The 26,844-nt window shown below is 56.3% G+C and carries 30 protein-coding genes and 2 pseudogenes; 23 read left to right on the top strand and 9 right to left on the bottom strand.

The annotated features are described in order from the left end of the window. Window positions 1–194: 194 nt before the first annotated feature. The 6 genes from DU484_RS19135 to DU484_RS19810 all read left to right on the top strand — a co-directional run bounded on the left by DU484_RS19135 (window position 195) and on the right by DU484_RS19810 (window position 3,514). On the top strand, window positions 195–1,169 hold the full coding sequence (locus DU484_RS19135) for a hypothetical protein (RefSeq protein ID WP_157969635.1): 975 nt from the start codon (window positions 195–197) through the stop codon (window positions 1,167–1,169). Between the two features lies 1 nt (window position 1,170). After that, entirely contained in the window at window positions 1,171–2,085 is a 915-nt protein-coding gene (locus DU484_RS19130) for an N-6 DNA methylase (RefSeq protein ID WP_114606917.1), read from the top strand. Further along, window positions 2,082–2,381, top strand: coding sequence for a zinc finger domain-containing protein (locus tag DU484_RS20860; protein ID WP_449405127.1), 300 nt, complete (start codon window positions 2,082–2,084; stop codon window positions 2,379–2,381). The genes DU484_RS19130 and DU484_RS20860 overlap by 4 nt, the downstream gene beginning before the upstream one ends. A 97-nt stretch (window positions 2,382–2,478) precedes the next feature. Beyond that, the gene (locus DU484_RS19125; protein WP_114606916.1) at window positions 2,479–2,814 is read left to right on the top strand and encodes a hypothetical protein; all 336 of its coding nucleotides are present in this window, start codon (window positions 2,479–2,481) and stop codon (window positions 2,812–2,814) included. Beyond that, window positions 2,811–3,224, top strand: a complete 414-nt coding sequence (locus tag DU484_RS19120; protein WP_114606915.1) for a hypothetical protein — start codon at window positions 2,811–2,813, stop codon at window positions 3,222–3,224. Before DU484_RS19125 ends, DU484_RS19120 begins: the two co-directional genes overlap by 4 nt. Then, complete coding sequence (locus tag DU484_RS19810) at window positions 3,221–3,514, top strand: hypothetical protein (RefSeq protein ID WP_157969634.1); 294 nt, start codon at window positions 3,221–3,223, stop codon at window positions 3,512–3,514. Before DU484_RS19120 ends, DU484_RS19810 begins: the two co-directional genes overlap by 4 nt. 149 nt (window positions 3,515–3,663) lie before the next feature. Here DU484_RS19810 and DU484_RS19805 read toward each other — a convergent pair whose 3' ends face one another. Continuing rightward, window positions 3,664–5,415: a hypothetical protein gene (locus DU484_RS19805; protein WP_157969633.1), complete on the bottom strand. Its 1,752-nt coding sequence runs from the start codon at window positions 5,413–5,415 to the stop codon at window positions 3,664–3,666. Window positions 5,416–5,911: 496 nt separating this feature from the next. Between DU484_RS19805 and DU484_RS19110 the strand changes: the two genes are divergently transcribed. From DU484_RS19110 to DU484_RS19800, 6 genes are all read left to right on the top strand, one after another. Next, window positions 5,912–7,048 (top strand): deazapurine DNA modification protein DpdA family protein, encoded by a 1,137-nt coding sequence (locus DU484_RS19110; RefSeq protein ID WP_157969632.1) that lies wholly within the window; start codon window positions 5,912–5,914, stop codon window positions 7,046–7,048. Window positions 7,049–7,106: 58 nt separating this feature from the next. Then, window positions 7,107–7,451: a hypothetical protein gene (locus DU484_RS19105; RefSeq protein WP_114606912.1), complete on the top strand. Its 345-nt coding sequence runs from the start codon at window positions 7,107–7,109 to the stop codon at window positions 7,449–7,451. 346 nt (window positions 7,452–7,797) lie between these two features. After that, on the top strand, window positions 7,798–8,331 hold the full coding sequence (locus tag DU484_RS19100) for a hypothetical protein (RefSeq protein WP_157969631.1): 534 nt from the start codon (window positions 7,798–7,800) through the stop codon (window positions 8,329–8,331). 125 nt (window positions 8,332–8,456) lie between these two features. After that, window positions 8,457–8,888, top strand: coding sequence for a hypothetical protein (locus DU484_RS19095; protein ID WP_187347822.1), 432 nt, complete (start codon window positions 8,457–8,459; stop codon window positions 8,886–8,888). 132 nt (window positions 8,889–9,020) lie between these two features. Next, on the top strand, window positions 9,021–9,785 hold the full coding sequence (locus tag DU484_RS19090) for a hypothetical protein (RefSeq protein WP_157969630.1): 765 nt from the start codon (window positions 9,021–9,023) through the stop codon (window positions 9,783–9,785). 487 nt (window positions 9,786–10,272) lie between these two features. After that, complete coding sequence (locus DU484_RS19800; RefSeq protein WP_157969629.1) at window positions 10,273–10,668, top strand: hypothetical protein; 396 nt, start codon at window positions 10,273–10,275, stop codon at window positions 10,666–10,668. A 26-nt stretch (window positions 10,669–10,694) separates the two neighbouring features. On the opposite strand, the gene DU484_RS19085 is transcribed toward DU484_RS19800, so the two are convergent. Next, complete coding sequence (locus tag DU484_RS19085) at window positions 10,695–11,057, bottom strand: winged helix-turn-helix domain-containing protein (RefSeq protein ID WP_157969628.1); 363 nt, start codon at window positions 11,055–11,057, stop codon at window positions 10,695–10,697. A 385-nt stretch (window positions 11,058–11,442) separates the two neighbouring features. On the opposite strand from DU484_RS19085, the gene DU484_RS19080 reads away from it, so the two are divergent. The 7 genes from DU484_RS19080 (at window position 11,443) to DU484_RS19050 (ending at window position 17,483) form a co-directional block, all read left to right on the top strand. Further along, on the top strand, window positions 11,443–12,189 hold the full coding sequence (locus DU484_RS19080) for an HFX_2341 family transcriptional regulator domain-containing protein (protein WP_114606907.1): 747 nt from the start codon (window positions 11,443–11,445) through the stop codon (window positions 12,187–12,189). Between the two features lie 336 nt (window positions 12,190–12,525). After that, the gene (locus tag DU484_RS19795; protein WP_157969627.1) at window positions 12,526–12,801 is read left to right on the top strand and encodes a hypothetical protein; all 276 of its coding nucleotides are present in this window, start codon (window positions 12,526–12,528) and stop codon (window positions 12,799–12,801) included. Window positions 12,802–13,304: 503 nt separating this feature from the next. Beyond that, window positions 13,305–14,513 (top strand): XF1762 family protein, encoded by a 1,209-nt coding sequence (locus DU484_RS19070; RefSeq protein WP_157969626.1) that lies wholly within the window; start codon window positions 13,305–13,307, stop codon window positions 14,511–14,513. Between the two features lie 76 nt (window positions 14,514–14,589). Further along, complete coding sequence (locus DU484_RS19065; RefSeq protein WP_262342922.1) at window positions 14,590–15,792, top strand: DUF6610 family protein; 1,203 nt, start codon at window positions 14,590–14,592, stop codon at window positions 15,790–15,792. A 99-nt stretch (window positions 15,793–15,891) separates the two neighbouring features. After that, complete coding sequence (locus DU484_RS19060; RefSeq protein ID WP_114606904.1) at window positions 15,892–16,125, top strand: hypothetical protein; 234 nt, start codon at window positions 15,892–15,894, stop codon at window positions 16,123–16,125. An 11-nt stretch (window positions 16,126–16,136) separates the two neighbouring features. Beyond that, window positions 16,137–16,724 (top strand): hypothetical protein, encoded by a 588-nt coding sequence (locus tag DU484_RS19055; protein WP_114606903.1) that lies wholly within the window; start codon window positions 16,137–16,139, stop codon window positions 16,722–16,724. 168 nt (window positions 16,725–16,892) lie between these two features. Then, entirely contained in the window at window positions 16,893–17,483 is a 591-nt protein-coding gene (locus DU484_RS19050; protein WP_114606902.1) for a DUF6884 domain-containing protein, read from the top strand. A 45-nt stretch (window positions 17,484–17,528) separates the two neighbouring features. Here the strand turns inward: DU484_RS19050 and DU484_RS19790 are convergent, their stop codons facing one another. Next, window positions 17,529–18,005: a hypothetical protein gene (locus DU484_RS19790; RefSeq protein WP_157969625.1), complete on the bottom strand. Its 477-nt coding sequence runs from the start codon at window positions 18,003–18,005 to the stop codon at window positions 17,529–17,531. 98 nt (window positions 18,006–18,103) lie between these two features. On the opposite strand from DU484_RS19790, the gene DU484_RS19045 reads away from it, so the two are divergent. From DU484_RS19045 to DU484_RS19035, 3 genes and pseudogenes are all read left to right on the top strand, one after another. Beyond that, window positions 18,104–18,448, top strand: a complete 345-nt coding sequence (locus DU484_RS19045; protein ID WP_114606901.1) for a hypothetical protein — start codon at window positions 18,104–18,106, stop codon at window positions 18,446–18,448. Beyond that, window positions 18,445–18,843: a hypothetical protein gene (locus DU484_RS19040; RefSeq protein ID WP_114606900.1), complete on the top strand. Its 399-nt coding sequence runs from the start codon at window positions 18,445–18,447 to the stop codon at window positions 18,841–18,843. The genes DU484_RS19045 and DU484_RS19040 overlap by 4 nt, the downstream gene beginning before the upstream one ends. A 181-nt stretch (window positions 18,844–19,024) precedes the next feature. Continuing rightward, window positions 19,025–19,714, top strand: a pseudogene (locus DU484_RS19035) (TSCPD domain-containing protein); the annotation flags it as partial. A 36-nt stretch (window positions 19,715–19,750) separates the two neighbouring features. On the opposite strand, the gene DU484_RS19030 reads toward DU484_RS19035, so the two are convergent. Beyond that, entirely contained in the window at window positions 19,751–20,752 is a 1,002-nt protein-coding gene (locus DU484_RS19030; RefSeq protein WP_114606899.1) for a hypothetical protein, read from the bottom strand. Window positions 20,753–21,197: 445 nt separating this feature from the next. Here DU484_RS19030 and DU484_RS20635 point away from each other — a divergent pair, with 445 nt between their 5' ends. After that, window positions 21,198–21,698, top strand: a complete 501-nt coding sequence (locus DU484_RS20635; RefSeq protein WP_157969624.1) for a hypothetical protein — start codon at window positions 21,198–21,200, stop codon at window positions 21,696–21,698. Between the two features lie 472 nt (window positions 21,699–22,170). Here DU484_RS20635 and DU484_RS19025 read toward each other — a convergent pair whose 3' ends face one another. The 5 genes and pseudogenes from DU484_RS19025 to DU484_RS19005 all read right to left on the bottom strand — a co-directional run bounded on the left by DU484_RS19025 (window position 22,171) and on the right by DU484_RS19005 (window position 26,575). Beyond that, window positions 22,171–22,653 (bottom strand): hypothetical protein, encoded by a 483-nt coding sequence (locus tag DU484_RS19025; protein ID WP_114606898.1) that lies wholly within the window; start codon window positions 22,651–22,653, stop codon window positions 22,171–22,173. Then, window positions 22,650–23,534, bottom strand: coding sequence for a ParA family protein (locus DU484_RS19020; RefSeq protein WP_114606897.1), 885 nt, complete (start codon window positions 23,532–23,534; stop codon window positions 22,650–22,652). Before DU484_RS19020 ends, DU484_RS19025 begins: the two co-directional genes overlap by 4 nt. A gap of 384 nt (window positions 23,535–23,918) precedes the next feature. After that, window positions 23,919–25,160, bottom strand: coding sequence for a tyrosine-type recombinase/integrase (locus tag DU484_RS19015; RefSeq protein WP_157969623.1), 1,242 nt, complete (start codon window positions 25,158–25,160; stop codon window positions 23,919–23,921). A gap of 458 nt (window positions 25,161–25,618) precedes the next feature. Next, window positions 25,619–25,870 (bottom strand): annotated as a pseudogene (locus DU484_RS19010) (transposase); the annotation flags it as partial. Between the two features lie 69 nt (window positions 25,871–25,939). Then, the gene (locus DU484_RS19005) at window positions 25,940–26,575 is read right to left on the bottom strand and encodes a potassium channel family protein (protein ID WP_187347820.1); all 636 of its coding nucleotides are present in this window, start codon (window positions 26,573–26,575) and stop codon (window positions 25,940–25,942) included. Window positions 26,576–26,844 lie beyond the last annotated feature (269 nt).

Genomic DNA, 26,844 nt, shown 5'->3' with positions numbered 1-26,844 from the left:
GTATGAGAACTTCTGCGAATTACGATGATATGATCCTGCGTTACGACGACACTCGGTTCGTTGTGTAGGACGTCTTCCGAGCCAGTTTGTCGTCCCCCCGCGCCGGTAGTGGGGCGTCCAGCAGACGACCGAGTTCAACATTTCGCCCTTCGTCAATCATGTCCTGTCGAACCATCCACTCAGCCGACGGCAGTGTGCCCCACCTGGCGTTGCCACCAGGCGCACTCGCCCACATAGACCGTGACTACGACTACGAAGTTGATCACGATCCACCGAACGTCGAACCCATCGAACACCAGATTCGCCTCGACTTCATGCGCGGTGGGCCTGTCCGCCGCGACCAACTCCTTGGAAACTACAATCCCTGGTCGTACAAGGCCGAGACTCCCGCAACCCATCCCTGGCGGGGAATAAAACAGAAGCCGAGGGGCCTCGATTACGCCGAAGCATCGTGTGATGTACGGATTCGCGAAGAGAAGAAATTCTACGAACACGCCGACGATGACACTGTTCTGGTCGACGCACCTGCCTACCTTGCCGCACGTATCCGCGAAGCTAGTGAGCAATCCGACCCTCACGAAGCCGTCCGTGAGGTGCGTAAGGACCGGGAGAAGTGGTATCAGGAACTCATCCCCGGCGCGAATCTCCGCCAGATCCTCAAGGAGTCGTCCTATGGGTCGCTGATCGAGAAGTGCATCGGACCCACTCCCGACGCCAACCACCTCCTCGAGTACAACGCCTTCGTGGGGATGGTCCTCGTCGACGACGACACCAACCCCGACGCAATCGCCCGAGAACACGACATCGACTCGGTGTACGTCCTCCAGGAATCTGTGCTCTCACACGCGAACACTGACGAACCAGTGGCTCTCGCTGACTACGGCATCGAACTCCCCGCACCCGTCCTTGTCGGAGAATACGACAGCGGGAGCCAGTACCCATTCATCCCGTGGGGGGACGCCCTCACCTGTTCGTGCCCGTACAAGCAATCCGCTCCCTTCCGCGTGATGTGTAAACACGAACTTCTCGCGAGCATCGTCTGTGGCGACCACGACTCAATATTCGTCCCTCTCACCCGGGGTATCCACGTCCCTCACCGCGCTCGTCGATTCGTTAGTCCCGAGATCGCCGTTTCTCATCAGTTGGGACCAGCGGGAGGTCGCCCATAGCATGACGACACTTCTAGAACCCGAACACCGCGAACACGTCACTGACCCGCTTGACCACATCAGTCAGCAGACGGGCGCATCCCCTTATCAGGTCTTCTCCGATTGGATCAGTATGGCGGTCGCCAGCTTCTCCGGCGACGAAGACGTCTACCAGAAACCGCTCGACCGGTATCGAAATGATGGTCGGGACGAGGAGACGGTTCGAGCGCTTGCGACGCTGCACGCCAACGCTCTCGGGGGTCTCGTCTTTGCGGTGGAGGAAACTCGAGAAGATGTCCTCGGCGGTGTTTACGAACATTACGGTCTGACAAGCGAGCATTTCGCCCAGTACTTCACGCCCGGAGCAGTGAGCCGAGCGATGGCCCAGATGAACCTCCCTGATTCCAAGAGTATCCGTGAGGCAACGCCGGAGGAGCCGCTCGTTCTCGGTGATGTCTCCGGGTGCGGGAGCGGTCGACTCATCGTCGACAGTGCCCATCGACTCCGGGACCTCGCACCAGAGACTCCAGCCGTCTATCTCGGATACGACAAAGATCCTCTCTGCGCGAAGATGGCCGTACTCAACTTCGTGCTCAACGATATGACCGGGTACGTCCTCCTCGGTGACGCCCTGAAACTCGACGCCCGCCGGGTTTGGTTCATCAGCACCGCCCAGCTCGTCCGAGGCGACTATCCCGTACGAGAACTCGATTCCGGCGAGCGTGACCGTGTCCTCGCCCGTTTTTTTCATGTGCCAGTTGCCGATGACCTTGACAACGAGACCAACGCCGGCGCCGCACAAGAAGAGCCGGACATCGAGCCCGAGCCGGAGGTCGACGCGGAACCGACACCCGAAGAACCAACACCTGCCCCGAACCTCGACGTCGCGCTCGATCCGAATGAGACCTCCCAGGCTGGTTTTGACGAGTTTGCATGACTATTTCCTGCAATCGCGACGGTTGTGACCGAACGTGGCCCCGCGACCCCGTCCTCGAAGTGGAGTGCCCGTCGTGTGGCGCTTCCATCGGTACGAAATGCAAGCGCCCGTCGGGCCACGGCGGAAATTTCGTTCATCCGCATGGAAGGCGCGACTGCCTCGCCGTCGACGAAGGTCACTACGGAACGTGTCCACTCGATATCTGCGCTGAATCGCTCGAAGATATGGACCGCCCGGATACGCCTATCGACGAGAGGGGGGAACCCACCGAACAAGCTTCGATCGGCCCATTTTGACTCGCTTGCGGCGCTCGCCGTCCTACGTAACAGGACGAACGCGATTGTAGCGTAGGACCAGTTTGTCGCTCCCCGTGCCGGTGAGGGAAATCAAGAAATGGCCTTTGAAATCGCTGAAGACGCGCCCGAACGCACCCGTAGTGAGGTCGAGCAGTTCCACGAGCTCGCGGTCAACGAGTTCGGCTACGCCACCGATCACGTCCTGTTCACCGCTCACGGCGACGGGACGATCTCCGGTCGAATCGCCCTCTACACCGGTCGTCCGTACGACGACACGGACGACGATCAAGAGCGCACAACACTCCATGATCGAATCGCTCGTCGCTTTCAGGACACTGATGACACCGACCCGGACCCGCCCGCTATCGGCGCACCCATTACCCCGGATACACCGAGCGCGAACACCCCGGATGAAACGCGAGCGGGTGCATGACTGCCCATCGCACCCCCGACGACGCACCTCGATGGGATGACATCGACCCCGATGCCATCGACTACGAGGCACGTGACTGCTTTCCGTCCGGCCATGAGCGGACGCTTCGAGCACTCCGGTCGAAACTCGACTCCACGGAGGCCCTACTCCGACGGTATCTCCGGGAACTCGGTGTCTCGGCCGGAGGCGACATTGCCATGGTGAGTATCCCGACGCACGTACAGTATCGCGATCCGTTCGCGTTCGACCGAGCTCGCAGAGCCCGGAGCGCCCAGACGACTCTTGAAGGCCAGCGAAAACGCTTTTGTCGGGTGTATGCCGACCACTGTGCCGAGAAAGCTCGCCTCCGTGAGAAAGCCGAGGCCAAAGGTGACGGTGGCATCAATGATGGGGAGGCCGTCTCCGGATGACTCATACCTTCATTCCAACACCGGTCCCCGAACCGCTACCGCTCGTCGAATCTCTCGTCGACGACGTCCTCGATGAACTCGACGAGATGGGAACCTCGCTCGAAACAGTGAATTCCGACCAACTGCTCGAGGCTCGCTACTCGGCGCTCGACGATCTCCTCCATACTGACCGCGACCCCTTTGGAAGCGATCTCGTCGCTATCGCCTATACGCTCCAGACCCTTGCTCGGGTGTACGATCTCCACGACGTCCAAGAGCCTGCTCAATTCCCTGATTGGAGCCTGTCATAGAAAACTTCGCACGGTCTGTCTATCCGACTCTTGTCAAGCCCCACCTGCAAGATACAACGCGCGTATCTCACACTTGAAAACCTAAGAGACTTGACGGCCAAAGCTGCCGAAACAAGCACAAGTACTTTTTCGAAGGACTCCAGCAGAATTCACAGCTCATAAAGAATTTGCTCGATAGTTGTAGATCCAATATCAGTATCAGCGGCACTAAGCAGATACACAAGATATGTGAGCAACCACTTCGACTCCTCATCGATTGCGCTTACACCACTCAAAACAGGTGGTTTAATTGCTGGTCGTGAGCTGAGTGATTCACCAGTAGCAACCACGACAGCCGTGTAGATCGGTGTCTCCCCAAACTCACTTTCTGCAGTGTCTTTTGCAGTTGCATACTGGCCGTTGTTGATGGCTCTTTTAACCTCAACGAGGTGCGTCCGTTTTTCAACGTCCAATTTCGGATGCGATGTTGTCTGATACTTCTTGATAGCTTCGGCATATTCGCCAGTCTCCTCAAACAGCAGCGCCTCCGCAAGATCCTCCAGTGAATCGATTAGTCCCCGTCTGGGTGAGTCGAGAATATCTATGTAAGATTGCGCTTCCTCTATTTCGTTGGATATCCCGTCAATATCTCTTTGCTCAAATGCGACCACTGCAGCCGCTCTGTGCTCCCGGAAATTATGTCGAGCAACCGTCTCTGATAGCGTTTCGTTGAGGCGCTCAGTCTCATCAAATTCATCGACAGCATTAATTACGATTTCAATTGCCTGCTCGTGTATCTTTTGAGTCGCTAACCATCCGCGGCATGGTCCCCACTCTCTGTAATGTGCCGCAGTAGCTTGATGACGGAATGATTTGCTGAGATACTTAATATATCGGGCTGGGTCAATCTCACGGATTTCAACTGCTGCATTGACATAATGGTTTGTAGCACGCAAGAAATTCACATCCGGCAGAGATCGCTCATCACGTTGTGATCGCCATTGTCCGCCACTACTCAGCTCCCCTTGGACGATGTGATAATAGGATCGGCTGCGAGCGCGGCGTTCGCTTGAATAGGTTTCAGAAAAAGTGTTCAATATACATTCCCACTGGTGGACTGCAAGCTGGAGTTCACCTCGCCACGGGTTATCGCCTCCGTGTCGATATTGTTCGGGGACTTCTCTTGCACTCAGATAGAGATATTCTTCCAGTATCTCTTCACCCCCACCCCGGGACAGTGCCGACGCGGCTAGCTCTACTTTTTCTGAATCCTCATAATTTCGTTCTTGACTTCTTTGAAGTTGTTCTGAAGCCGTTGCTCCATCGTCTTTTTTAGGGTCTGGCAAGTTTGCAATCATCTCACCAGCAAACGTATCCAGCGACATCTGCCGACCCGCTGTCAACGCGCCAACAACGAATCGAGCGCGGACCAAAATTGCAGTAAGGTCGCCTGCAGGAGTGGGTTGTTCACACAACAGTCGGCTGAGGACTTTGTAGCCGTATCCTTCGTCTTTGTCACGAGCTTGATCTTCGACAGCATCGAAAATATATTCAAGCAGTGTAAAAGCAGCCGAGCGTTGGGTCACCGATTCAATACCTAAATCACGGTATAATTCTACACGGTGACGGAACTGCGCTGCTGTGTGAATCGGGAACCGTTTACCGGCGGTACTCGTTTGTAACACCATATTTTTTAATGATCGGACAGCGTTCGCTTCAAGCTGTTCTTTAACGTATGACGTCGGTCCGTGTTCAAGACAAATCGAGTGGAATTCAGCATATTCTTCAAATGTCTCCAGTGAGCGTTTAGCCTGTCTGAGAAGGTTCTCATAGCAGTCTACGTCATTATCATACTGACTTGAGATTTCGTTGAACCTATTCGGGTTCTTAATGAGGGTCCGAACCTGAGGCTTCTCCGACATAGTGGCAGCATGCAGCCCTTCTTACAAATATTTTAGTCGTCTAATACTTAGAGTCGAAGATCAATTCTTCTGCTGAACTCACGCTCTATATCTTGTATACCACTTTAGATATCAATCGTGTCTAGTAGTTCCTTTGTCGCTCAGTGCGCAGTCCTGCTAACCGGCTGAGACTAATTCTATGACACGCTGTGATTGTGCAACAACCCTTACTGAGACGTTTCGGTCTGGTCTACTGTGGCATCATCTTGAGGCGGTCGTCACCATCGAACTCCTGGACGAATCAAATAGCTGAGATTTCGACTCCGATTCAATCTGCGACAAACTGTGCATCTCGTTAACCCCGAATTGCTCGGTCGCCAAGCCACCCGACTGCCTCCGTTTGTCGCTCGCTGGAGGGTGCGCGAGATCAGAGACGATGTCCTCAGAAGCACCCGCCAGTCCCGGTCAGCAATCGCCTTCTCACGGTGAATCGCTATCGCCCGGAGTACAGGAGAGTGTGCGGTTCAAGTTCCACTACACGGTCGGGTCCGGATCATCGCGAAAAGCCATCGGGACGGCTGCACTTGCCGCCACAAATCCCGACGCACTCGATCTCGACGACCTGGAAGCGCTTCTCGCTGCTGGTGTCGACCTCAACGCCATCCCACACCCCGGATACGCGATGATATCCTACGCTCGCCGGGACAATCGCCCTTTCGAGGGGCCGAACTGGTTCATCGATTCCGGCGGGTACAGCGTTCAGAAGAAGTTCAACCATTATCCGACGAGCATCGACGACTATGTTGCCTACTTGAGCGAGTACGACGATCAAATCGAAAAGTACACGCTCCGGGATTGGGCGTGTGCCCTCGATCTTCTTCGCGACGCCGACCGGGATATCCGCACCCACCAGGAGTGGTCAATACGCGACCACGTCTACTGCTTGGAAGCTGCGGAGGACGCCGGTCTCACCGCCGAACCCGTTGCCGTCTTGCAGGGGCACGATATCGAAGGGTATCTGTGGTCGTTCGACTACCTCAAAGAGCACGGCCTCGCCTCACCAACGCTTGGCATCGGGTCAATTCTTCGCCCGAACAAAACAAGCGAAGTTCGGGCGATCATTCGGGAGTTGCGCGACGCCATCCCCTCGAAGTATGCGCTCCACGGGTTCGGAATCTCGAAGACCGTTCTTGAAGACGCCGGGACCCTCCGGGCACTCGATTCGGCCGATACGACGTCCTGGCACTCAAAAGCCGCTTATGCTCGGGTGACTGATCCCGAGTGGGCAGACCGCGTCCCTGCGTGGATTCGCACTCTCCAAGCGTACATGGACTACGGTGATGCCGTCGACGAACTCATCGCAGCTGCCTACGCCGACGAGGCGGCAGACCCAGCGGCCGAACCCGAGCGCTCGCGGGTCGTTCCCCTCAGCGCGTTCGGTGCCGGGGAGTCGAGCCGTCCTGACGTTGCCGACCCGTTGATTGAGTGTATCTGTGGAAACCTGCTCGATCCGAATCGACATCCATACGAGGAAAACACCGCCTGGTGTCGGTTCTGCGAACGACTCCAGATCGACTTGTGGAATAGGCAGTTCTGTGTGGACGATACCAACGGGGTCAAGACAGACGAGACATGCCCCTCACAAGTGCTGTAGCCGCCACATTTGATGTAATTCGGTCTCGCTTATTACCAAGCCCGCTCCGACTGTACTTGTGAACATCACCTCCACATACCCAACCCTCAGCCTCGAATCACTGTTTGAACCGGGCTCCTTCACCATGATCACCATTATGGATGGTCCAGGAGTGGACGGCCTCGAGCGATACTTCCTTGGATTCTATAATAAAGACATTCGCGACGATGATGGCTCCTTCCTCGCCCGTCCCGTCGGGCATCACGAACTCCCTTACCCGATGACGCTCCCCGAAATCGAAGACTGGGCGCTCGATTACCTCAGCGTCCCCGAAGAGGCCCTTACCGAATGTGAGGCCCGACAGCTCCGGGCGAAACGAGCACTGGAGGCAGACCGGTCCAGCGACGAACGCGAGCAGGTGTAGGAATAGGACCGCTCTCACGATGCCCGCTCATAATCCGCCCTCCCGCTCGAAGACAGCCACTCACAGTGATACTCAAAAAGTACCCCGTCGGGCTGCCCTCGGCAGTATTGGGACAGTTGGGCTCGCCAGCCTCGCTGGATGTCTCAGCGTCTTCGGCGCAGACCCCGTTAATGCCGAGCAGAACACGACTGACGAAGACGAAACTGAAACCGGTGGCGAGCAGACTCCTGCGAGAACGCCCACGGCGACGATCCAACCCGACACCAGCGAGAGAACCCCCGAATCAATCTCCGACTCTGACCCTGACGTAGACGGACCGAAGGGACTGCCGAAAGGTCCTGGTGTGATGCCTGGCGACCTCTCTCCATCACGGGTCAGATTTCATCATCGATTCAACCCGCTAAATCGTGCCTACGTCGGGCCGATCACCTCACCACCCACGAACGAGTGGAACCCGTATTACAACGATCCCGAGCCCGGGAAAGCACTCGCTGACGTGACCGTCCACAACTCGACCATTGAGGACTGGGTCGTGAGCCCGCCCGGCACGAACTACCGGATGGACAGTCTCGAACTCACCGTCGACGACAATAGAGTGTTCACGGCGACGGGGGGTCTCCACTACCGAGACAAATGCGGCTTCTTCGGCGTAAACCATCTCTACGTCCGGGGATCGACCGCGACAATCTCGCTCGGATACAGCCACGACCCTAGCTGCTCCGAGAGCAAGATTCGCGACGGAGCAGGGTTCTGGTACGGGCCTATTTTGATGACAGGAACCCTCGATGGAGACTTCGATACGCTCCGTATCTCCCTCCTCAATGGGAATACAAACTTCGACGGCTCCACGTCCGACCATACATTGGAATTCGAGGTCTAGTGCCCCGGCAGGCCTGCATCTATCAGTGCCAGTTCACCCCCGGCCCGCCTACCGCCTGCTCATTTGTCGCCCCCGACGCGGTGCGGGAACGCCTGTCCCATCTGCATCACTAGCCCACACGACCCATGACTGACGATACCGACACCAGCACCAGCGCACCGACTCAACACCCCTCGTTCAGTGTACATCACCAGTCTGTTTTCGTGACAGCCGAAAGTGAGGCCCAGGACGACTCTGAAACCCCCGAGACGAAGACCGTCGACGAGGCGGGTTTGCTTGCTCTCAACGACGAACCCTTCGAGACCACACTCTTTCACCACGGAGTCGACGTTGACACTGGAGAGCGCTCCTCTCGAATTGAGACCGGTGGCTCCGACGAGTTCATCGACGACCGTCCTCCCGCGGCCATCCGCGCTCAGAACGGTGAGAGGACGGTCCCCGAGGACGCGTCCGGCCTCCAGGGGACGCTGTTTGCGGATACTGCCACCGATCAGCGGACCCTCGGCGGGAAGGAGGCCAACACCCTCTTTTTGTTCGAGAACGGCCAGCGCCGCTAAGAAGCCGATTCTCGCGATCAGGCCACATCTCGGGCCCGCTCTCAGTGACCCCGCTTTTGCTACTAGATCGTCATCGGTGCTCGCGCTCGTTTATAAGAGATGATGGCATATTGTGGAGTAGGGAGCCTCTCAATGACCATCGACAGCCCTTGGGATGACGACCGCAGATTCTATGACGAAGACGACTTCAGAGGGACGTCTTACGAAAACGAGCACTACGGCCCCAGCGATCCTGGCGATTCCCCAGTCGACGAAGCCCCGCGATGTGCACAGTGTGACCGCCCCGTTGACCCTGATCGGAATCTCTGTAAGGAGTGTGATCGCGACGAGGAAGTTGAATCGGAGGATCCCTATGCACCCCTCCACGACGACCTCTCCGTGACCTACGAGAAACGTATCGACGATCTGGCGTTCACCGTCGTGCCGGCGAGGTCTCGCTTTGAGGCGATCGTTAAGGCCACCCTCGCATTCGACGCTCAAGAGAACGCCCCAAAGAAGCCCGCCGGCTACGATGGACGATCGTTTGAACTTCTCCATGAAGCCGACGAGTCAGACGTTCGTCCGTTCAATATTGACTGGGGCGCACTTCCTGAGGCCGTCCCCGTCGCGAGCGAACGTGGTCTTGAACTGTTTAACAAAGCCCACAACCGCACCGATTGGTGCGATCGCCTCTCGAAAGGCTCTGAAGCTGACCTCGACCCCGAACCCGACGTTTACCTCTACGACGAGGACGGAACCGCGATCTGTCGGGCCGGGCAGTTCATGAACCTCATCGACGGCTACAATGTCCCCGATGACCCCAGCAACTACACTCACCCCGAGTACGGCAGCGCCGACGAGGAACTGTGGATCGTCCCGGCATTCACCCTGAGTGTGCATCCCACTACCGTCGGTTGATTACGAGAGAGCCTGTCATAGAAAGCTCTGCGCTCTCTGTCTATCCAAGTCTTGTCAAGACTCGCGTGCAAGATACAGCGCGCGTATCTTGCACGGCAATCTGCTTAAATAGCGGGCGAAGAGAAGCACTCGAGATAGTGGAGACAGGCAGCAACACAATAGGTATACTGACGTGAAATAATAGACGGGCAGGACCAGATGTGGGTACTTTTCTAGTACGGTGGCGTTGGTTCGGAGAGTCTCAGCGAGTTCCTCGTGGCTACCTTTGTGTTGGTCGGTATTCCGATTGTGATTTTAACTGCAGGACAAATATTCGAGAAATTCTTTTGAACAGTTCGCACGCGAGGCGCCGCCGAAGGCCCAGCGACGAGATCGTGAGAAAGTGAATTGGCTCTAATATGGTATTCATCGTCGGCCATCAAGCATTTCGCTCATCCCCCGGTTATACAATCCTGCTGCCTGATTCACAAGGTAGGTGGGGTCAATAATGAGTAGAAATCTCACACGCCGACCGGGGAAACAGGAGCCGCCAATCGAGTCACGAGGAAAACAAATTGACGAGTATTACACGATCAAGGACGATACTCACGATCTAGAATTGTCCTTTGAGGAATTTATCGTCGACCTCCAGAACTCTGAGAGTTCAATTTGTGTGAGATTCGAGTCTGCAGAGGGCGGACACTACGTGTTGCATAGAGGTGACGGAAAGTTCCAAGCTGTTTATTCTGGTCCTCATGGTCCGGAAAATCGTCCGGCCAGCATCGACGAGAAGAACATACAACGCTTGTTCGCTCACGCAGACAGAATTGATTACATCCGCCCAGAGGACTCGCCGTTTACTGATATCGAAGTAGCCGTCTGCCACGGACGCGAAAACAGCTAGCGCACTATACAACCACTGGGACTGGCCTACTGCCAGAACTCCCAGATTTCGGGTCCTCCGACGACGTCGTCCGCGATATCGCCACGGACGAAACTCTGGAGTTCGTCCGTCGACATCGCCTTTGCTCGCGAATGAGCGCTGGGTCGATGCTTCTTGACGATCTCCAAGAGTTGACCTCGACTCTCAGTCACAACGACGTACTCACCGTTGATTATGTACGCGGGAATGCGCTTAGACTTTGAGCCTTCGATCTCGTCGTCAGCGAGGAGGTCCTTGCAAGCCTTCCGAACCTGCCGAGTGGTGTACCCGAGTTCGCTGGACATATCTCCAGTCGTCGACCGACCGTTGTCGTCCAGGAAGTCCTTGACCTCCTTGTGTATGGTTGCCATGTGTATCACCTCCATTCTCGGCAACCCGCCCTGGAATGATAGGCAAGTTTCAAATCCCAAGAGCCAGTACTTGCGGCTGAGCTCTCACGGCTCCCACAACCCACCATCAGTACGGTATCGTTCCGACCCATGTTCGCTTGGTTTAGTGCCCCAGCGCATGGGTTGAACCACACTATCGTTGAGTTGTACATTGTCCTATCGTGCTAACTGATAGTACGGTATGTTGACTTAAAAAATTGTCGCGACAGTAGCAGACTTTCGCACTCATGGAGAGTATTTCTAGGCTAGCCTAGAAAATACCGGCTACAGGACACCTTCTAGGCGTATAGTATGGATAGTATGCGAAATCGAAACTATCTCGTTATTGGAGAACGTTACCTGTCCCATGGAATCGGGGATGCTAACTGAGATGGAGCGAGAGATAGCTAGTCGAATCCACATAATGCCTCTCGGATTTGAAGAGGAAAGAGTGTACGAAAGTGCAGAACGGCTCAAAGCAGACAAAGTGATCCTACTGACTCACGAAGGTGATGAAGAAGAGACAGAGTATCTCAAGGTGGTCAGAGCCGAACTGGATAAGAGAGGCATCGAAATTGAACTCACTCACTGCGATCTATTCGATCTATACAATTCTCTCGGGAAATTTGCCGATAAAATCAGAGAATATGAGAATGAAGATGTCTACGTGAATCTCTCTACCGGAAGCAAGGTCACCGCCATCGCGGGGATGATCGCTTGCATGGTTTTTGAAGCCACTCCGTATTATGTCCGAGCAGGGAAGTATGAAGACGCCCCGTCGGAAATCAAGGATATCGTTGAGCTACCAAAGTATGATATCAAAGCGCCAGACGATCAATTGATTAAGTTGATGATTCTGATTCAGCGACATTCCGATAAAGGAGAGGTAGTGACAAAGGGAGACCTAATTGACGCAGGCGAGGAAATGGAACTTCCCTTCATCACCGAACATGATGTGAAAGATAAAGGTCAGTATCGAATCCTTGATCGGGAGATAGTCAACCCACTGAAAGAAGCAGGCTACATCAAACTATCAAAGGAAGGCCGAAGCAAGCGCGTAGAGCTGACCGATGACGGCCGGGAAGCAGTCAACGCGTTCCGAAGTTTCGTATAACTCTTCTAATTCCCGTTGTCGATCTCGGTTTTCGGTTTCACGGAAGTGACACTCCAGGGGCTTACTGAGTGGGTGGTTCAACGTCTCCAGCATCAAAATAAGAAGCCGACGTGCTGTATGTATCCTCTGTATCTTGCAGCGGCTTCTGTAAGTATATATGATTCAACATTTTCTACCGCTTGCACCGCAGTAAATCGGCTGTGAACGATTCTATGACTCCCTTCACATACGAGATCGATTTTACCCTGTTTGTGGCCCCCCGAGACGGTGGAGGAGTCCAAACAAGATGGCAACCACCAGCCGCAGTACAAACCGGCGAATATACGAGGTCGTTAGATGAACTCCGAATCGGAGTTGCTTGTCTGTCCAGATTGTGGAAACGGACGGTTCTCGTGGATCATCCATCAAGTACAGTTCGGAGCTGTGCATCGCTTTGCGAACGGACATATCGATGTCGAAGTGACAAAGAATGGCCCCATCACCGACTCCGATATCGGTGAGAACGGAGTCTTCTGTGTCGATTGCCAGGAATTCCGAACCTATGAGGAACTTGTTCCAGACGACGCCGAGGCGGTTCACCTTAGTGAAGACGAATTAGAGGGAGACCGCTGATTGGCGCTCACACGTTTTTCACCCGAGCGAACGGCGAGGACGCCAAGAGCGCGTTTAGCGACGCCGTCGAGGACGCCCAGTACCACCATGGCCCAGGTAGATACACCGGAACCATCGCGGAGAAAACCTCGTTCACCCGTATTCCCGACGACGAAGTAGGCGACACCGACCCCGCCGAGTACGCCAGCCAGCTTATCGACGAACAGGACTCTCGAATCGACAGCAAGTGGGGCCCTGCTGGATGTATTCACGTCGAAGAAGACACGTACCTGTTCTTTGGCTGGGCATCCGCCTAACGCCTCTCCTTTCCCGTGAGTACTCATCACCACCCCTCGTCCAGAGTGATACGGCCGCTTCGCGCCGGCGACATCATCGCGTTCCCATATCTCAACGCTATCGGGCGATGCACTGGAGACGACTCCATCGGATCCTTCAACTGGTATGTCCCGCCAGGGGGCCCACTCAGTATCGGTCGCCTCCCCAACCAAGACGAGACCGATGCGATGATCGACTCCGGGGAGATCGTCATACTCGAGACGGAATTCGACTCCCTTGCCGCCTACCACGCCTATCGGACATACCGCGACTGTGACCCCCGTCTCGTCTCGCCCGGTGGTGCGTCGTCAACGGGGCACCTATCGCTCCGCGCTGAGCGTGGGTCCAGAGTCCGTGAGCGTGTCAACGGCTTCCTGAAGCACCCCGACGTCGCGTATCAGCACGACCCAGTGACCACGCCCTTCCGAATCGCACTCACTGCCACCTACCAGGACCGAGAGGTTGCGATGGCGGTCCTCGGACGCCCGCGGGGGCGACACAACGCCGACGGTCGGACGGTCGAACTGTATCGCTTCGCTGCCCACCCTGACCGGCCCGCGAATACCGGCCCGTGGCTCCTCTCACGCTGTTGTGCGTGGAGTCGCCTGGAAGGATACGATCGCCTGCTTACGTACGCCGGTGTCCAGAACAACAACGTGGGGACGATGTACCAGGCCGCTGGGTTCGAGCTTCTCGGGACGACGATAGCCGACCGGAGTGACTGGCACTCTCGTGAGGGCCGTGCTGGGGGTGGAAGGTACCGGAAATGGCGCTACAGATACGTCCTCGCCAGTCATTCGATCGAGGCCCGACGGCCCGCCGGTCGCGTCAGTCCCGATCAGGCCCGCCTCACCGACCAGAACACACCAGCCGGACCTGCGTGTGCCTCTGCCCGCACGCTTGTCCAGGGGGAACTCGTCCAGACCCGGGAGGAGCGCCTGGCTCGTCGAGAAACCACCCTCATCACCGACGCCCGGGCGTTCCTCGATGAGTACGACTGTGGCGAATCTGACGACACCGCACCGCTCGTCGCGTGCTTCGCCTACCGGACGCCAGAAGACTCCCTGGTTGCCGTACTCTGCCTTCGAGACCACTCCGGGGAGCAGAACCCCCGGGACAACACCGAAGCCGTCACGCTGTCCACTGCGAGCGTCCAGACCGACGCCCTCGCTTACCCGGTGAACGTGCTTCGGGGACTCATCGCCGACGCCTGTGAGTGGGCTCGGCTCCACGGCTACGCGACTGTCGAGAACTACCTCACCGGGAACGTCGCGACCGCCGCAGTCGAGGGAATCGCTGGCCTCGAGATCGACTACGACCATCTTCGTGACCCATCCGTGGAGCCATCCGAACGAGCATCCTCGTCGTCGAGCTCCCCTTCTGTGTCTTCCGCGTAGGCGAGATTTCGTCCGCCAGTTTTTGTCGGCGGCGGAGCCGTGCGCCGCCAGCTGACCATCCTGACGGCCACTTCCTATGGTGAGTTCCAATACCAGTTCAGTCGAGAGCATCGGCCACGGCCAACTCGACCTCTCCACGTACCTCTCGCCGGCGACTCTTGACACACTCGAGGACAGACACCGGGCCTCGGGAGGCGAGCATTCCGACCACCGGACCGAGATCGAGGCCGACAGCAACACCGAACGAGAACGCGAAGAGGACGCGCTTCCTATCGAAGTCGCTCGTCGTGCCGAGTACATCGGGTTCCTTCATCGAGCCCCGTTTGCGACTGAGGCATACGCCCTCGGATTCGTTACCGGCGCTCGCGAGGACTGTCGGATTCAGGATAGACATCTCCGCAACGTTGACGTCCCGATCCTCATGCTCGACAACGACTTCAATCGGCCCGACCTCGATCGGTATCTCACCCGCTTCCGTGAGGTTGACCCCGAAATCGGTGTCGTTGGCGATGCCCGCACTCCTGAGGAAGCACACACGTTTGTCGACGCCGCCCGCGAACTCAAATCTGACTACCCAGACGCGACCATCATCATCGTCCCGAAGTGTCGCGAGGCCATCGATATCGTCGCCAACGCTGATATCCCCGGGGAATCGCTCGTCCTCGGATACGCGATGGGGCGTTCAAACATCAAAGCGTGGCACTTCTCGGATATCGCCAACTGGCGCGGTCACCGTGTGCATCTCCTTGGAGCCAGCCCGACGAAGCAATGGCGCGTCATCCAGGAGCTCACCCAACCGAATCTCACAGCGGACCCGCCTGCGGACATCATCGGTCTCGATTGGAACGGCCCGCAGGGTATCGCCTACAAAGGCGAATCCTGGTCACGCGACGGGTGGCAAGACGCTGACTTCCTCAGCATCCGTGGGACTGTCCGTCGAAGCCTCCGTGAGATGCGAGCATTCTGGGAGGAACGTGGAGTGTGGCCGGCCGAGGGGAAGACGCCAATCGAACGCCTCGAGCCCGCCGTCAAAGAACCGGACGACCCGATCTGGGCTGCCAACGGAGGGGATCTCAGCGATCCCGATCCGCTTGGGTCACCCGATGAGTGGGCAGAACTTGTCGACTACGCGGACGAAGACGGGCCCTACCCCATCGAGCAGGCCATCGTCGTCACATACGAAGGCGGGCGCACACTTGCATATCGAACTCAGACAGAGCGCGACTACGTCGAATATCATGAAGGGCTCAGGGGCAAGATCGCGGATAAACGGACGTGACGGCCGACTTAGTCCTACGTAACAGTACGAATTGTTGGTATCCGAATGTAGTGTAGGACTCGATTTGTCTGGCCCCCGCGCGGTGGAGGCCCACTCAAAATGGAATCCACCACAGACGACAATATCGCCGGACAGCGCATCGTCGAGGTCCGTGAAATGACCAACGAAGAACTTGAACGCGAAGGCTGGCAAGCCCACGATTGGCAATCGACAGTCGTTCTCGAACTCAAGTCCGGGACGATCCTCTACCCGTCGGCTGATCCCGAAGGGAACGCTCCTGGCACAATATTCGGCATCGACGCCGACGATACTGCGTTTGCCCTCTACCCCTGACCAAATTCATCATGCACATGCTCATCAGAGTCGTCTCCGAAGCCTACGACGCCGAAGACGCGACCGGCATCGCCCACGGCCTCTTTGAGGGCGTTGACGCGCCGCTCTACCCGACGTTCGACTACGGCACACTCATGACCGAAGGTGGCCGCTGGAGTCAGTCACTTCCCGACATCTTCCGTCGAGAGGGCTCCGCTCGTGCCGACTCCGAGATTGGGAACGAACTCCTCGAGGGCGCCTGGGAATCCACCACTCGCGAACTCGCTCGAAGAATGGCCGTCATCCGCAAGGGACTCGAAGAGTACACGGACAAGGAACTCCTCGAAAGCCCCCGTATTGAAGCCGACGTCGAACCGTGGAACCCTCTCGGGCCCATCCGAAGCGAAGAGGAGTTCATCGACTCCTACTCAATCGACGTCCGGTATGCGATGTACTCTGTCGGTGAATACGCCGGCCCGGTCTACTACCTCTACAACGAATACGGAACCGCGATTCGGAGCCAAGCCGAATACGAACAACTTCTCGACAAGATTGCGACCGATGATACAGGTAACGACGAGACCTCGTTTCACCTGACGCCCGTCGACGTCCACTACTAGTCCCCTCTCCCCTGTCAAACGAATCATGGTTCCTATCACAGTTGCCCGATTATCTATGACGTTGAGTGGCTCGCGGAGGCCGATTCATCCCTAACGGCTATCAAAATCTCACCAACTGATGCACACAGGTTCGCAGCGGGGGTGACTCACGCCGCTCCGAGACGACAGATGCCAACGAGACAGACCACAATCGAGACCGTTCAGACTGACGGTGGAGGCTGCGAGGATAGTACTCGAAGTAGTCTCCTCGTTCGCCGAACTGCCCTCGTCGGGTGTGGCGACGCGAAACACGACGGCTTGCTCCCTGCTCGCGAAAAATACCGTTCGACATACTTTGGCCTCAAGCGCGATTTCGCTGAGACACTCTGTGCTCGCTGGTGGATCCTTTCTGCGAAATTCGGACTGCTTGATCCCGACCGCGTCACCGACGATTACGACGTCGCCATCACCGACGACGATGTGGACACCGCTCAGTGGGTCGAGGACGTCCGCACGGCGCTCTCTAATGTGGAGTGGCCCAAGACGACCAAGGACGGTCGGGACATCGTCTGGGAACTTTATGCACTCGCTGGGAGTGGCTATCTTGAGGCCGCCGACCAGGACGGCAACGCGCTCCGTGTACAACTTCCCGACGTCACTCCTGAGCACGTGACGATCCGGTTTCCATTCGACGACCTTGCGGGGATCGGCTACCAGAATGGGTGGCTCGCCGCGTGTCGTGATTCCGGGTGCGTCGTCGAGACTGCAAACCACGGGTGACTCTATAGGATTCTCGTCTTCCGTGGGTTCCGTACGGTGATCGTGCTACCCCCCATCAGCCTTCCCCGCATACTTCGAGGTCACCTTCCCTCGGCTATCTCGATAGACGATGTACCTATAGGGTCCATGGGGGCAACCATCGCATCCTGGCCCACACGGGAGCTTCCGTATCTGTACGTGTCCATATCGGGTCAGTTCATCCTTTGAGAGTTCCTTCATCTCGTCCGTACTCATTTCTTCGAGCTCTTCTTTCGCTGCACGCTGCTCCTCACGAGAGAGGTTCTGCGGTGGTTTCTTGTCTGCGACTTCACCCTCTCCGGCCGTCTCACTCGGAGACACCGGCCGTTCCTTGTGCTTCATAAGTTCTTCGCAGTAGTCGATGACTCGCTCTAGATCGTACACAGTCTGTGCCTGCAGAGGCTCCCATACGCGCTTTGCCAGCCCTTCCGGGGGTGTAGGCATCTCTGCGCCCCTTTCTTCAGGGCTGGTGGGAGCGCCAGCGTCGGGGTCAGGTTCGGGCATGTATCATCCTACGCTACCTTCGTACTAATAATGTAACGTAGGGCCGAATCACCACTCCTCGTTTGTCGTCCCCCGCTTCGGTGGAGGGACTCATTCCGATGAACACTATCACGACCGCACAGCGCATCTCTACCAGCAGCGACATCGACGCCAGTATCGCCGCCACCCGCCGAGTGCAACACCTCACTGCTGTCGCCCGAGACGCTATCGAGGATCCCAGAACGCTTGATGAAGACACACTTGCGAAGGCCGTCGTCAAAGCACTCTACGGCGCCCATCCTCACATCCGATTCGACGACGCTCTTGAACTCGCTGTACTCATCGAGACACCTCCCGCCGACTCGTCGACGGCGGAAGCCATCGAATACGTCGTCGCAGATATCTGCTCTCATCTCGATGCGTGGGACCGCCTCGAGCAACCGGCACTCCCCGGCCAAGGATGAGTGACGACGAATCGCTCCTCAAACAGCTCCCCCCCGAGAAGCTCCTCGATACGCGGAATACGCAGGTCATCACGCCCGCAATCGAGATGATGGTAGAAATCGAGACCGTTGAGCGATACCTCAAGCACGAGCGGGCGAACCGTGACCGAGCGGGCATCATCAGTCATCTCACCGAGCAAATCGACGCCATCGTCGAGGAAACCGGCGAGATCCCGCCCGACGAACAGGAGCCGGAAGACGAACAGCAAGGAGACGAGATTTCCGCCGACGACGTCGAACCGGTCCTACCGGTGTCGCCACCGGAAGAGCTGCTTGCGCACATCCACGATCTTGAGGGTAAGTCAGGCAAGAAGATCGCTTCGTCTCCCGCGCCGCCCACGTGGGATGAGCTCTGACTCTCGTTTGTCACCCCCCCGGTTTCCCGTAGGGATACGCACGTAGAACCGTTCTATCCAGAGATATCTGCGTATGTGCTTAATCGCACTCCGTCCGTATCTCTGTCTAGTCGAACAGTGAGATTTGTCGGCTGCCGTCAGAACGAGGCATCATCAGACGACCCACAGATCGAACACAGAAGATATCTTCATGAATCACAACCAAGTTGACAGCCAAGATCCAGCCGAAAGCGACTCCCAGTGTCCTGAGCAGCTGGCGAAAAAGCGACCACGTCCAGATGTTCTCACCGGAGTCACGCAGCGTATCCAAACCGACCACGGCAAGCTCTACGTCACGATCAACGAAGACAGCGATGGCCGGGCGTTTGAACTCTTCGCGAATATTGGGAGTTCAGGCGGATTCACCGCCTCCTTCACCGAGGCGCTCGCAAAAATAGTCTCAACCGGGCTCCGATCAAGTGTCGACCCCGAGGAGATTGCCAGTGAACTCCGAGGTATCCGCTCACCGAAGGTTGGGTGGAATAAAGGCGACAAGACGCAGTCCATTCCGGACGCCATCGGTCTCGCGATGACGCGATATCTTGGGGATGACCCCGATCTTGACTACCCTCCTCAGCAGAATCTCGCAGAAGCAATCGGAGAAGACGCCACAGCCGAACACAAATCTGATGGCGGTACGATCACCGACCAGGAGGTTAGCCCGAACGTGGACGGTAACAGTCACGAAGGTGGGGAAGGTAACAAAGAAGACGCAACTGCTGCACTCCTCGAGGCTGGCGAATCTCCCGAATGTGCAGACTGCGGGTCAATGTCCCTGTACTACTCGGAAGGATGTAAGACCTGCCGGGCCTGTGGCTGGTCAGAATGTTAGCATCATGAGCTAAACAGTCTGTCTGTCTGGTTCTCGCTAGTCCCACCATATCTCGGGTAGGTTGCTCGTCCCCCGCTTGCTGTCCGACGACGGCTTCGTCGCTTCTGTCTCCATCTCCGACTCGCCGAAGAGCCGTCGAATCGGGTGGCGCAGCGCTGCCAGCCGTCCAAGATCTCCCTTCCGGTAGTTCACTGCCCACGTCCGCGTGTTTCCCTTCTTGTCGCGTCGGGCGACCACAATTTTCACCGGACCATACGGCACTTTGGCGATGGAGACCCAACTCCCACACAACTTCGTTCCTCGGAAATTCAGCGATGCCCCGCCCACCCAGTGTGAAACCTGCTGATCAGCATTCCCCGAGTCGAACCACCCTTTTGTGTCTTCCATGAACGTCTCAAATCTCTCGGGAAACTCACTCCCAATGTGGACGATCATGTACTCCGAATTGCCCTGCTCAGTATCCTTCTTCCACCATTCGAGAAAGATGTGATTTGACGGCGAGTAGAGAACGTTGATCCACGCCCGCCCACGCCCATTTCCATGAAGCGAGATTGCGTCGATCTTCCTCCATCCCTCGGGTGAAACACCCTCATCGTAGTATCCTCGAAGCGGCGGAATCGCTTCGAGCGCGTGGGCTCGCAGATACTCCCTTGGGAACGGGATCTCCATCATCACTTTGGGCCGTTCCGGCGGGTCCATCAATCGCTGTACACTCTCGGAGTAGCCATCGAGCCCCTCAACGATTGGCACGGCGTGGGGCCAGGGTTGCGTTACACGATGTTCGACGAAGTTCATGTCGTGCCCTTTGAAATCCGACTGGTACGCCCAGAACACCGAGTACCCCGCCTTCAGGTAGTCCCGCAAAACTGAACCAATCTTCTTGCCGTCGTGCTTGTGCTGAATCTCGACGATGACGCCCTTCCCGAACGGATGTATCTCTTCAGAAAACGTCGCGACCACATCCGCAATTCGGTTAGTCCCCGGGATAGACTGCTCGTGATCAACAGTTGCTGACTCGAAGACCTCGCGGAGTTTCATCGCCGCGATGGTTTTGAGTTTGGCGTGGAGGTTTGATTCGCCAGAACACTCGGACCCTGAATGGTGCACAAAGTGCTTCGAGACGAATCGCCCACTGTTGTAGTGTGATCGTCGGAGGAACAGCGGTCCTTCACACAGTGGACAGAGAATTTCATCGGAGCCATCAACATCTAACGAGATCACCCGGTCACCGTTCGGCCGCATCGCGAGGTATGGCATGGAGGGAATTGATAGCGAGGTGTTTGCGCGGGTAGTCGCTCGCGTCCTAATACGTGCGATGTCGATATGTAAGATTCGGCAATTCAACCCTTAGACCCCCGAAACCCCGCCTATTCGCCGCATATATCAGGACCCACCCGCCGATTTGTCGCCCCCGGCGGGTGTAGAGGGGCAGCGCTAGAGGCAACCGTGGGCCGCGTACAGCATCTCGAAGCGCCGTCACCCCGTGGAGACCGATATCCCGATGGCAACAGCAGCATCCGATTCCAACCTAGCAGAAGTATTGGCACAGTCGCTTGAGAACGCCGCAATCCGACGTGAGGGCCGGGCGCAGACCCAGGAGATGGATGTCGCGCTGCTCCAACAGGGCGGCGTATATGAGGTCAGATCGGCGTCCGGGAGCGTCTACGAGGTCGACGCACTCCAACGAACCTGTACGTGCCCTGATGACCCGCCGGAAGGGGGGTGTAAACACTACAGACGCGTTCGTACCGACATTCGAGCAGGACTCGTGCCCCGACCAGACGGAAAACTTCCCGACGCCACTCAACCAACACTAGTCGACGAAGAGATAGATGCGATTCGGTCGGCAGAGGCGATCCTGCTCAAGCAGCGCCTTCTCGATGCGCTCCTCACTCGTGAACTCGAACGCGCTCAGCTCGATCAGGAAATTCACGACCTCGAGTTCCTCGTCGAGGTTCTCTTAGAGATTGGCGGTTCAGAATGAGGCAGTCTCGAGGAAAATACATTGGCCTCTCCAGCCAGGAGAAGGGTGGACACGGGCAGCGCTACCGATGGTGTGGATCAGTCGACAGTCAGCAACAACGTGAGTCAGGCAAGGGGAGGGCTCAACTGGTCTGCTTGGACTACGGCGCATTCCGTGGACGTCTACGCGTAGTGACCTGTACTACTCCAAAAGTACAGATCACAGGGGAAACACCCTCCAAGAAGTGCCCGAGTAACGCTACTAGCCCACGAAGCGGGCTCGTTTCGTTACTTATCCGCGTAGACGTCCTGTCCGGGTGTCGTAGCCTGTCCCGTGGGGATATATCGACGTGATATATATCCTTTGTCTAAATCGACAGCCCACAGGAGGGTCGAAAGGAGATCAACATGCTAAATTGATGTCTTTACATTAGACGTCCTTCACTATCTAAACTAAGCTAAGAGTTGAAAATCTGTCCTCGGAGATACCGAAACTACGACTCAGTATCCATATCAAGTTCGTCACGGACGAGATCGGGATTGTCTAAGATGACTCGGAAGCAGGCCATGTAGAAGTCCCAGTTCTTGTTGAGTTCCGTATCGTGAGACTTCTTCCATTCGTACTCGATGTCATCCCAGAGACCCTCAACGGCGTCGACGACCTCGGGTGAGAGGAATACGTTATTATTCCTGTATACATCAGTGAGTGCTCCCAGCTCCCTATCTGGGTTCGGGTATTCGTGGGTATCAGGTCCTCCAGTCGTGCGTGACTCTTGTTCAACTGCCTGCTGAGCAGCCGATGGATCATCAGAATCCACTTCGGCTCTCTCCTCAGTGTCACCCGTGGTATTTTCGGACAACGATTCAGCGCCCGAACTCGAGCTTGGGTCCGAACCGGAGACTCCGAGTTTCTGTGCCCGCTCTGAAACATCGCTCATCTGTGCCTCAAAGTCGTCTTCAGAGGAATCGTCACTCATGCTTCCACCTCCCGGTCGGCCGCCGCAGCGCGAATATCTTCGACGGTCATCGCCTTTGCCGCTTCAACATCCAATCCGAGCGTGGGGGGTGATGTCTGCTTAAGAATCAATTGAAGGAGTTCGTCGTATCGTTCGATTTCGTCGTTCCGGAGCGATTCTGGGTGAGCGTAGATTGACTGCTGGCTCTTTTTCGCCCTCGCGAACGCCGCCCGATGATCAGTAGTGACGCCTTTCTCGTCGAAAGTTTCGTTGAACCACTCGACAATTCGCTTGTTCTCGTTGGTCATCTTCGTCGAGTTCACCGTCATCAGGAAGGCGAGATACTGAATCTCGAGATCGTGCATCATTCCAAGAACCTCGTATTGATCGAACAACAGGTCCGTCGAATGTGGCATCTCCGTCTCTGGCTCCATCGGCACGACAATCTTCTCACCGGCCGTGACTGCGTTTTTCGCGTATGGTGAGAAATCCGGTGGGCAATCACACACGATGTAATGATAATCGTCTTCAAGCCGTTGTAAGAGCCGCCCCAGTCGGTTCTCGCCGGCATCAGCCGAGTCCAGAGGCGTCTTGTTCCCGTTGAAAGTCTGGTTGCTGGGGATAAGATCGAACTCTTCGTGATCGGTGAGAACGAGTTCGTTCACATTATCCCAACTTTTCGGATCTAAAAGGATTTCATCCAGTGAGAGCGCGTCTAGGTCTTTGTAGAGGTCTCGCTTCCCAAGGTTTGCGGTGAGAGTGCCCTGTGGGTCAAGGTCGATGGCAAGCACGTTGAAGCCGCGAGCTGCAAGACCACCCGCAATATTCAACGAGGTGAATGTTTTGCCAGTGCCACCCTTCTGAAACGAGATGGCGAGTACTTCTGGGTAGGTGTCGGTCATAACTACCCTCAAATTGATTTCATACCGTTATAATTGTTCGTCAGACGATTACCGTTCAGAACGGTACTACCGTTAATAATAATATTATTGATCTGCTTCTATTCCTCCAATTCGGCATTTTAACCTATGTAGGGCCTATACTAATGCGGCAATAATAACGGTAATACCGATTTTAACAGTATATGCGGTATTACCATTATTACTACTATAGTCAGTAGTACCGTTATTAGCGATGTTACTGTTAAAAAAGCTGTTGCTGTTAGTACTATTTGTTACACTATTTCCATTATTCACGGTAACTACATTTTGAACATTCAACATGTTAGCACTACTATGACGGAAATTAAGACCGCTACTGACTGGGGCACAGTGGATAGCTGAGTGCTACCCGTCGGAGTCCTGGTCGGGCACATCTTTCTGGCTAGGTCGCTGATTCTGAAACGCCGTCTCAGCCATCTGAGCGCGTTCACTCGCCTCGATATGTGAGTAGTGCTCGCGAACAACCTCCTCGGAGTTATCCAGGTGCCGTGCCGCCTCCGTGTACCCGAACTCCCGAACCATCACTTCGCCAGCTCCCCGACGAGCGCCGTGCGGGGCAAGATAGCCGTGTTTGTCGTCATCCAAGTCGATGTCTGCTTCCTCTGTGAGTCGCTGCAAAATCCGCCGTGCGCTGTGGGTCGTCAACGCCGGAGGGTCGACATCGTACTCGACGCAGAGTTCGATCATCGAGACGTCCCCATCGTTCACCTGCTCGCGATGCAGACTCTCAGCCTCTTTGCGCGTATAGTCCTGCTCAACGAGTTCGTCTTTGAACGTCTCGACGAGGGTTGGATACGACAGCGTCGTGAACACGGGCCAGTCGTCACTCGATGGGTTCAGTACTGACCGGAGGCGTTCGAGTGACGGGATCGCAGACGGTGGGACAGCCCTATCGCTCCATTCACCCTTCTTCCCGAGGACGGTGATTGTGTTGTCCTCGAGGGAAACGTCCGACCAGCGAAGCCCATCACGACCTCGTCGGGCGTCGGCGACATCGGCCAGGACTTCCGCGCCGCGAACACCCGAGAAGCACAGGAGATAGACGAGCGCTCGGTCGCGACACGCTTTGATCGCCTCGTAGCGGTTCTCGCCCACTTCGTCGATGGCTTCGTGTGCCTGTTCGTCGACGTACTCTAAGAGTGCTGTTCGCTGCTCGGGTGACCACGCCTGTTGGCGTTCGGTCTTCCGTCCGTCGTCTTCTGGAAGTGGCTCTTTTGCCCGTGATTTCAACGCAGGATTCTCGTCCAGATATCCCTCGCGTACCGCCCATCCGCAGAACGCCGAAATGTGGGCGTAATAGTTCTGCTTCGTGCTTTCAGTCCAATCCTGTGTCGCGAGATGGCGAGCGTATTGGCGGATATCCCGGATAGTCAGCTCCTCGAATGTCGTAGGCGAACGCGGGCGCTCATCTTCGAGGAAAGTGAAAAAGCGGCCGAGTTCGCGTTTTGCATCCCGGCGGTACGTCCCGCTCTTTCCTTCCGCTCCTTTGCCCTTGTCCGTGAGGTAATCCTTGACGACGTCCGCGATCTCGACCGGCCGATCATCCTGGCCGTCCGTGTGGCCCTCGCCGTTGCCAGAAGAACTCATCTCACTCACCGCCTCCGTGGAACCGTGCTTCGAGGGCTATCTGAGCGGGAATACTTGGGATGTCAGGTGGAGTCATGGGATTCGCTTTGGTAGACGGCGGCCACCTGCTTGAAAGTACGTACTCTTATCGAAGTAAGAGTACTCACTCGACTCTCGAAAATGCAACTCAGTAAACGCGCGATACAGAGGCTCTAAAGCAGAAATACCGTGCTTTAGGGATTCAGATGTAGTTAATAAACTGTATAGTGATATATCGAAAGGAACGTGGTGGAAGTTGAGACTACAGCGGGTTTAGCGGGGCTGTGATGCGTGAATTTGACAGATTCGGTCAGCGGAAACTGATCCAGATTGCTTTCCAAGCAGCTATTCCTGTCAAACACTCAATCATATGGGTAATCTTTCGAGACTTCCAGCAGCGTAGCCACTCAGCGGCACGCTAACTCGAATAGAGTTCCTCACTACCCGATTCCAGTCTCCTTCTTCAGCAGCGTCAGCGTATTGTCGGCCGTCACAATAGGCGAGTACTCGTACTCATCGGTCAACTCAACCTGCACGAGCAGATCGACCGCTCGCCAGATAGAGTACAGCAGACACGCAAACGCGAAGTAGAAGAATCGAAGCCCGAAATCCTTCGACGTCGTCGCTGCCATGAACCGTTTGATCGACCTGTACCCACTCTCGATCTCCCAGCGATAGCCGTACTCAGTAAGAATCGACCGGATATTCTGCCCGATGATCGAGAGGGTCGCAAATTTGAACACCAGCGCTCCCGCCGTCTCTCATTCCCCACGGAACGCCGAGATAACGCTATCTGCGGCAGCAGGATCGGCTGCGATAATATACCGTTCGCCGGCTTCCAGTCGCGTTTCGGAGGTAGCTGTCCGCTCTCCCCCCGCCCCGGAGATCACGAGGCTCCCCTCCGGAAGGTCAGCGTCGTCGAGAAGCTGTCCTGCGATCGGCGACTCGGGGGCGACGCGGATGTCGAACACCTCCATCTTACCGGTGACGTCCTCGAACGTTCGCACGTCGCTCCCGCTGAGTGCGTTCACTGCGGTTTTGACGCTTGCACGCTCCGGGAACACGACTTCGTCGACGAGTTGTTCGAACTCCTCGTCGTCGGCATTGGTGATACGTGCGACCGTTCGGATGTCCGGCTGGAACGTTTTCGCAGCTAGGCAGACCGCGAGATTGGTGCTGTCACTGTCTGTTAGGGCACCGATGACGGTCGTCTCCTCCGTGATAACGTTTGATAACACGGACGGATGTGTCGCGTCGTCTATCACGATTTCAATATCGTCCGAGTCCTGCTCGTGCGCTCGGTCCGGATCTTGCTCGATAACTGTCACGCTGTGTCCACGTTGTTTGAAGAACTCTGCGACCCGGAATCCGACGCGTCCGCCGCCAGCGATCACCATGTGACTACTGGAAGTCATACTTTTAAAATGCGTGGCGCACGGTAAAGCCTGCTGTCTGGGAGATGGTCGTCGTCAAATCAATCTGGTGAGCGTTGCTCGCCCAACCGTTCACGTACGTATATCCGAGAGTGTCTTGACATTCTCCCCGTACTGAAGGCGGGGTTTTAGCCTTGCAACTTCGATAATTGGCGATTGACCGAGCACTAGTTTCGAACGAAGAGTATGAAGCACCGACGCCCCCACGTCGAGTCACAGGAACCACTCAAACG

This window comes from Haloplanus rubicundus (assembly GCF_003342675.1).
In the GTDB taxonomy this organism is placed as follows: Archaea; Halobacteriota; Halobacteria; order Halobacteriales; family Haloferacaceae; genus Haloplanus; species Haloplanus rubicundus.
Note: the sequence above shows the minus strand (reverse complement) of the source record. Positions and strands in the feature narration are given on the sequence as shown.

Coding starts and splice junctions, on each gene's coding strand:
- DU484_RS19095 (WP_187347822.1), top strand. CDS start 8,457: ATGACTGACGATACCGACACCAGCACCAGCGCACCGACTCAACACCCC.
- DU484_RS19125 (WP_114606916.1), top strand. CDS start 2,479: ATGGCCTTTGAAATCGCTGAAGACGCGCCCGAACGCACCCGTAGTGAG.
- DU484_RS19795 (WP_157969627.1), top strand. CDS start 12,526: ATGAACTCCGAATCGGAGTTGCTTGTCTGTCCAGATTGTGGAAACGGA.
- DU484_RS19025 (WP_114606898.1), bottom strand. CDS start 22,653: ATGAGTGACGATTCCTCTGAAGACGACTTTGAGGCACAGATGAGCGAT.
- DU484_RS19810 (WP_157969634.1), top strand. CDS start 3,221: ATGACTCATACCTTCATTCCAACACCGGTCCCCGAACCGCTACCGCTC.
- DU484_RS19085 (WP_157969628.1), bottom strand. CDS start 11,057: ATGGCAACCATACACAAGGAGGTCAAGGACTTCCTGGACGACAACGGT.
- DU484_RS19065 (WP_262342922.1), top strand. CDS start 14,590: ATGGTGAGTTCCAATACCAGTTCAGTCGAGAGCATCGGCCACGGCCAA.
- DU484_RS19070 (WP_157969626.1), top strand. CDS start 13,305: ATGATCGACTCCGGGGAGATCGTCATACTCGAGACGGAATTCGACTCC.
- DU484_RS19790 (WP_157969625.1), bottom strand. CDS start 18,005: ATGCCCGAACCTGACCCCGACGCTGGCGCTCCCACCAGCCCTGAAGAA.
- DU484_RS19130 (WP_114606917.1), top strand. CDS start 1,171: ATGACGACACTTCTAGAACCCGAACACCGCGAACACGTCACTGACCCG.
- DU484_RS19080 (WP_114606907.1), top strand. CDS start 11,443: ATGGAATCGGGGATGCTAACTGAGATGGAGCGAGAGATAGCTAGTCGA.
- DU484_RS20860 (WP_449405127.1), top strand. CDS start 2,082: ATGACTATTTCCTGCAATCGCGACGGTTGTGACCGAACGTGGCCCCGC.
- DU484_RS19100 (WP_157969631.1), top strand. CDS start 7,798: ATGCCTGGCGACCTCTCTCCATCACGGGTCAGATTTCATCATCGATTC.
- DU484_RS19030 (WP_114606899.1), bottom strand. CDS start 20,752: ATGAAACTCCGCGAGGTCTTCGAGTCAGCAACTGTTGATCACGAGCAG.
- DU484_RS19050 (WP_114606902.1), top strand. CDS start 16,893: ATGCCAACGAGACAGACCACAATCGAGACCGTTCAGACTGACGGTGGA.
- DU484_RS19800 (WP_157969629.1), top strand. CDS start 10,273: ATGAGTAGAAATCTCACACGCCGACCGGGGAAACAGGAGCCGCCAATC.
- DU484_RS19040 (WP_114606900.1), top strand. CDS start 18,445: ATGAGTGACGACGAATCGCTCCTCAAACAGCTCCCCCCCGAGAAGCTC.
- DU484_RS19060 (WP_114606904.1), top strand. CDS start 15,892: ATGGAATCCACCACAGACGACAATATCGCCGGACAGCGCATCGTCGAG.
- DU484_RS19045 (WP_114606901.1), top strand. CDS start 18,104: ATGAACACTATCACGACCGCACAGCGCATCTCTACCAGCAGCGACATC.
- DU484_RS19090 (WP_157969630.1), top strand. CDS start 9,021: ATGACCATCGACAGCCCTTGGGATGACGACCGCAGATTCTATGACGAA.
- DU484_RS19015 (WP_157969623.1), bottom strand. CDS start 25,160: ATGAGTTCTTCTGGCAACGGCGAGGGCCACACGGACGGCCAGGATGAT.
- DU484_RS19005 (WP_187347820.1), bottom strand. CDS start 26,575: ATGGTGATCGCTGGCGGCGGACGCGTCGGATTCCGGGTCGCAGAGTTC.
- DU484_RS19055 (WP_114606903.1), top strand. CDS start 16,137: ATGCACATGCTCATCAGAGTCGTCTCCGAAGCCTACGACGCCGAAGAC.
- DU484_RS19805 (WP_157969633.1), bottom strand. CDS start 5,415: ATGTCGGAGAAGCCTCAGGTTCGGACCCTCATTAAGAACCCGAATAGG.
- DU484_RS19020 (WP_114606897.1), bottom strand. CDS start 23,534: ATGACCGACACCTACCCAGAAGTACTCGCCATCTCGTTTCAGAAGGGT.
- DU484_RS19120 (WP_114606915.1), top strand. CDS start 2,811: ATGACTGCCCATCGCACCCCCGACGACGCACCTCGATGGGATGACATC.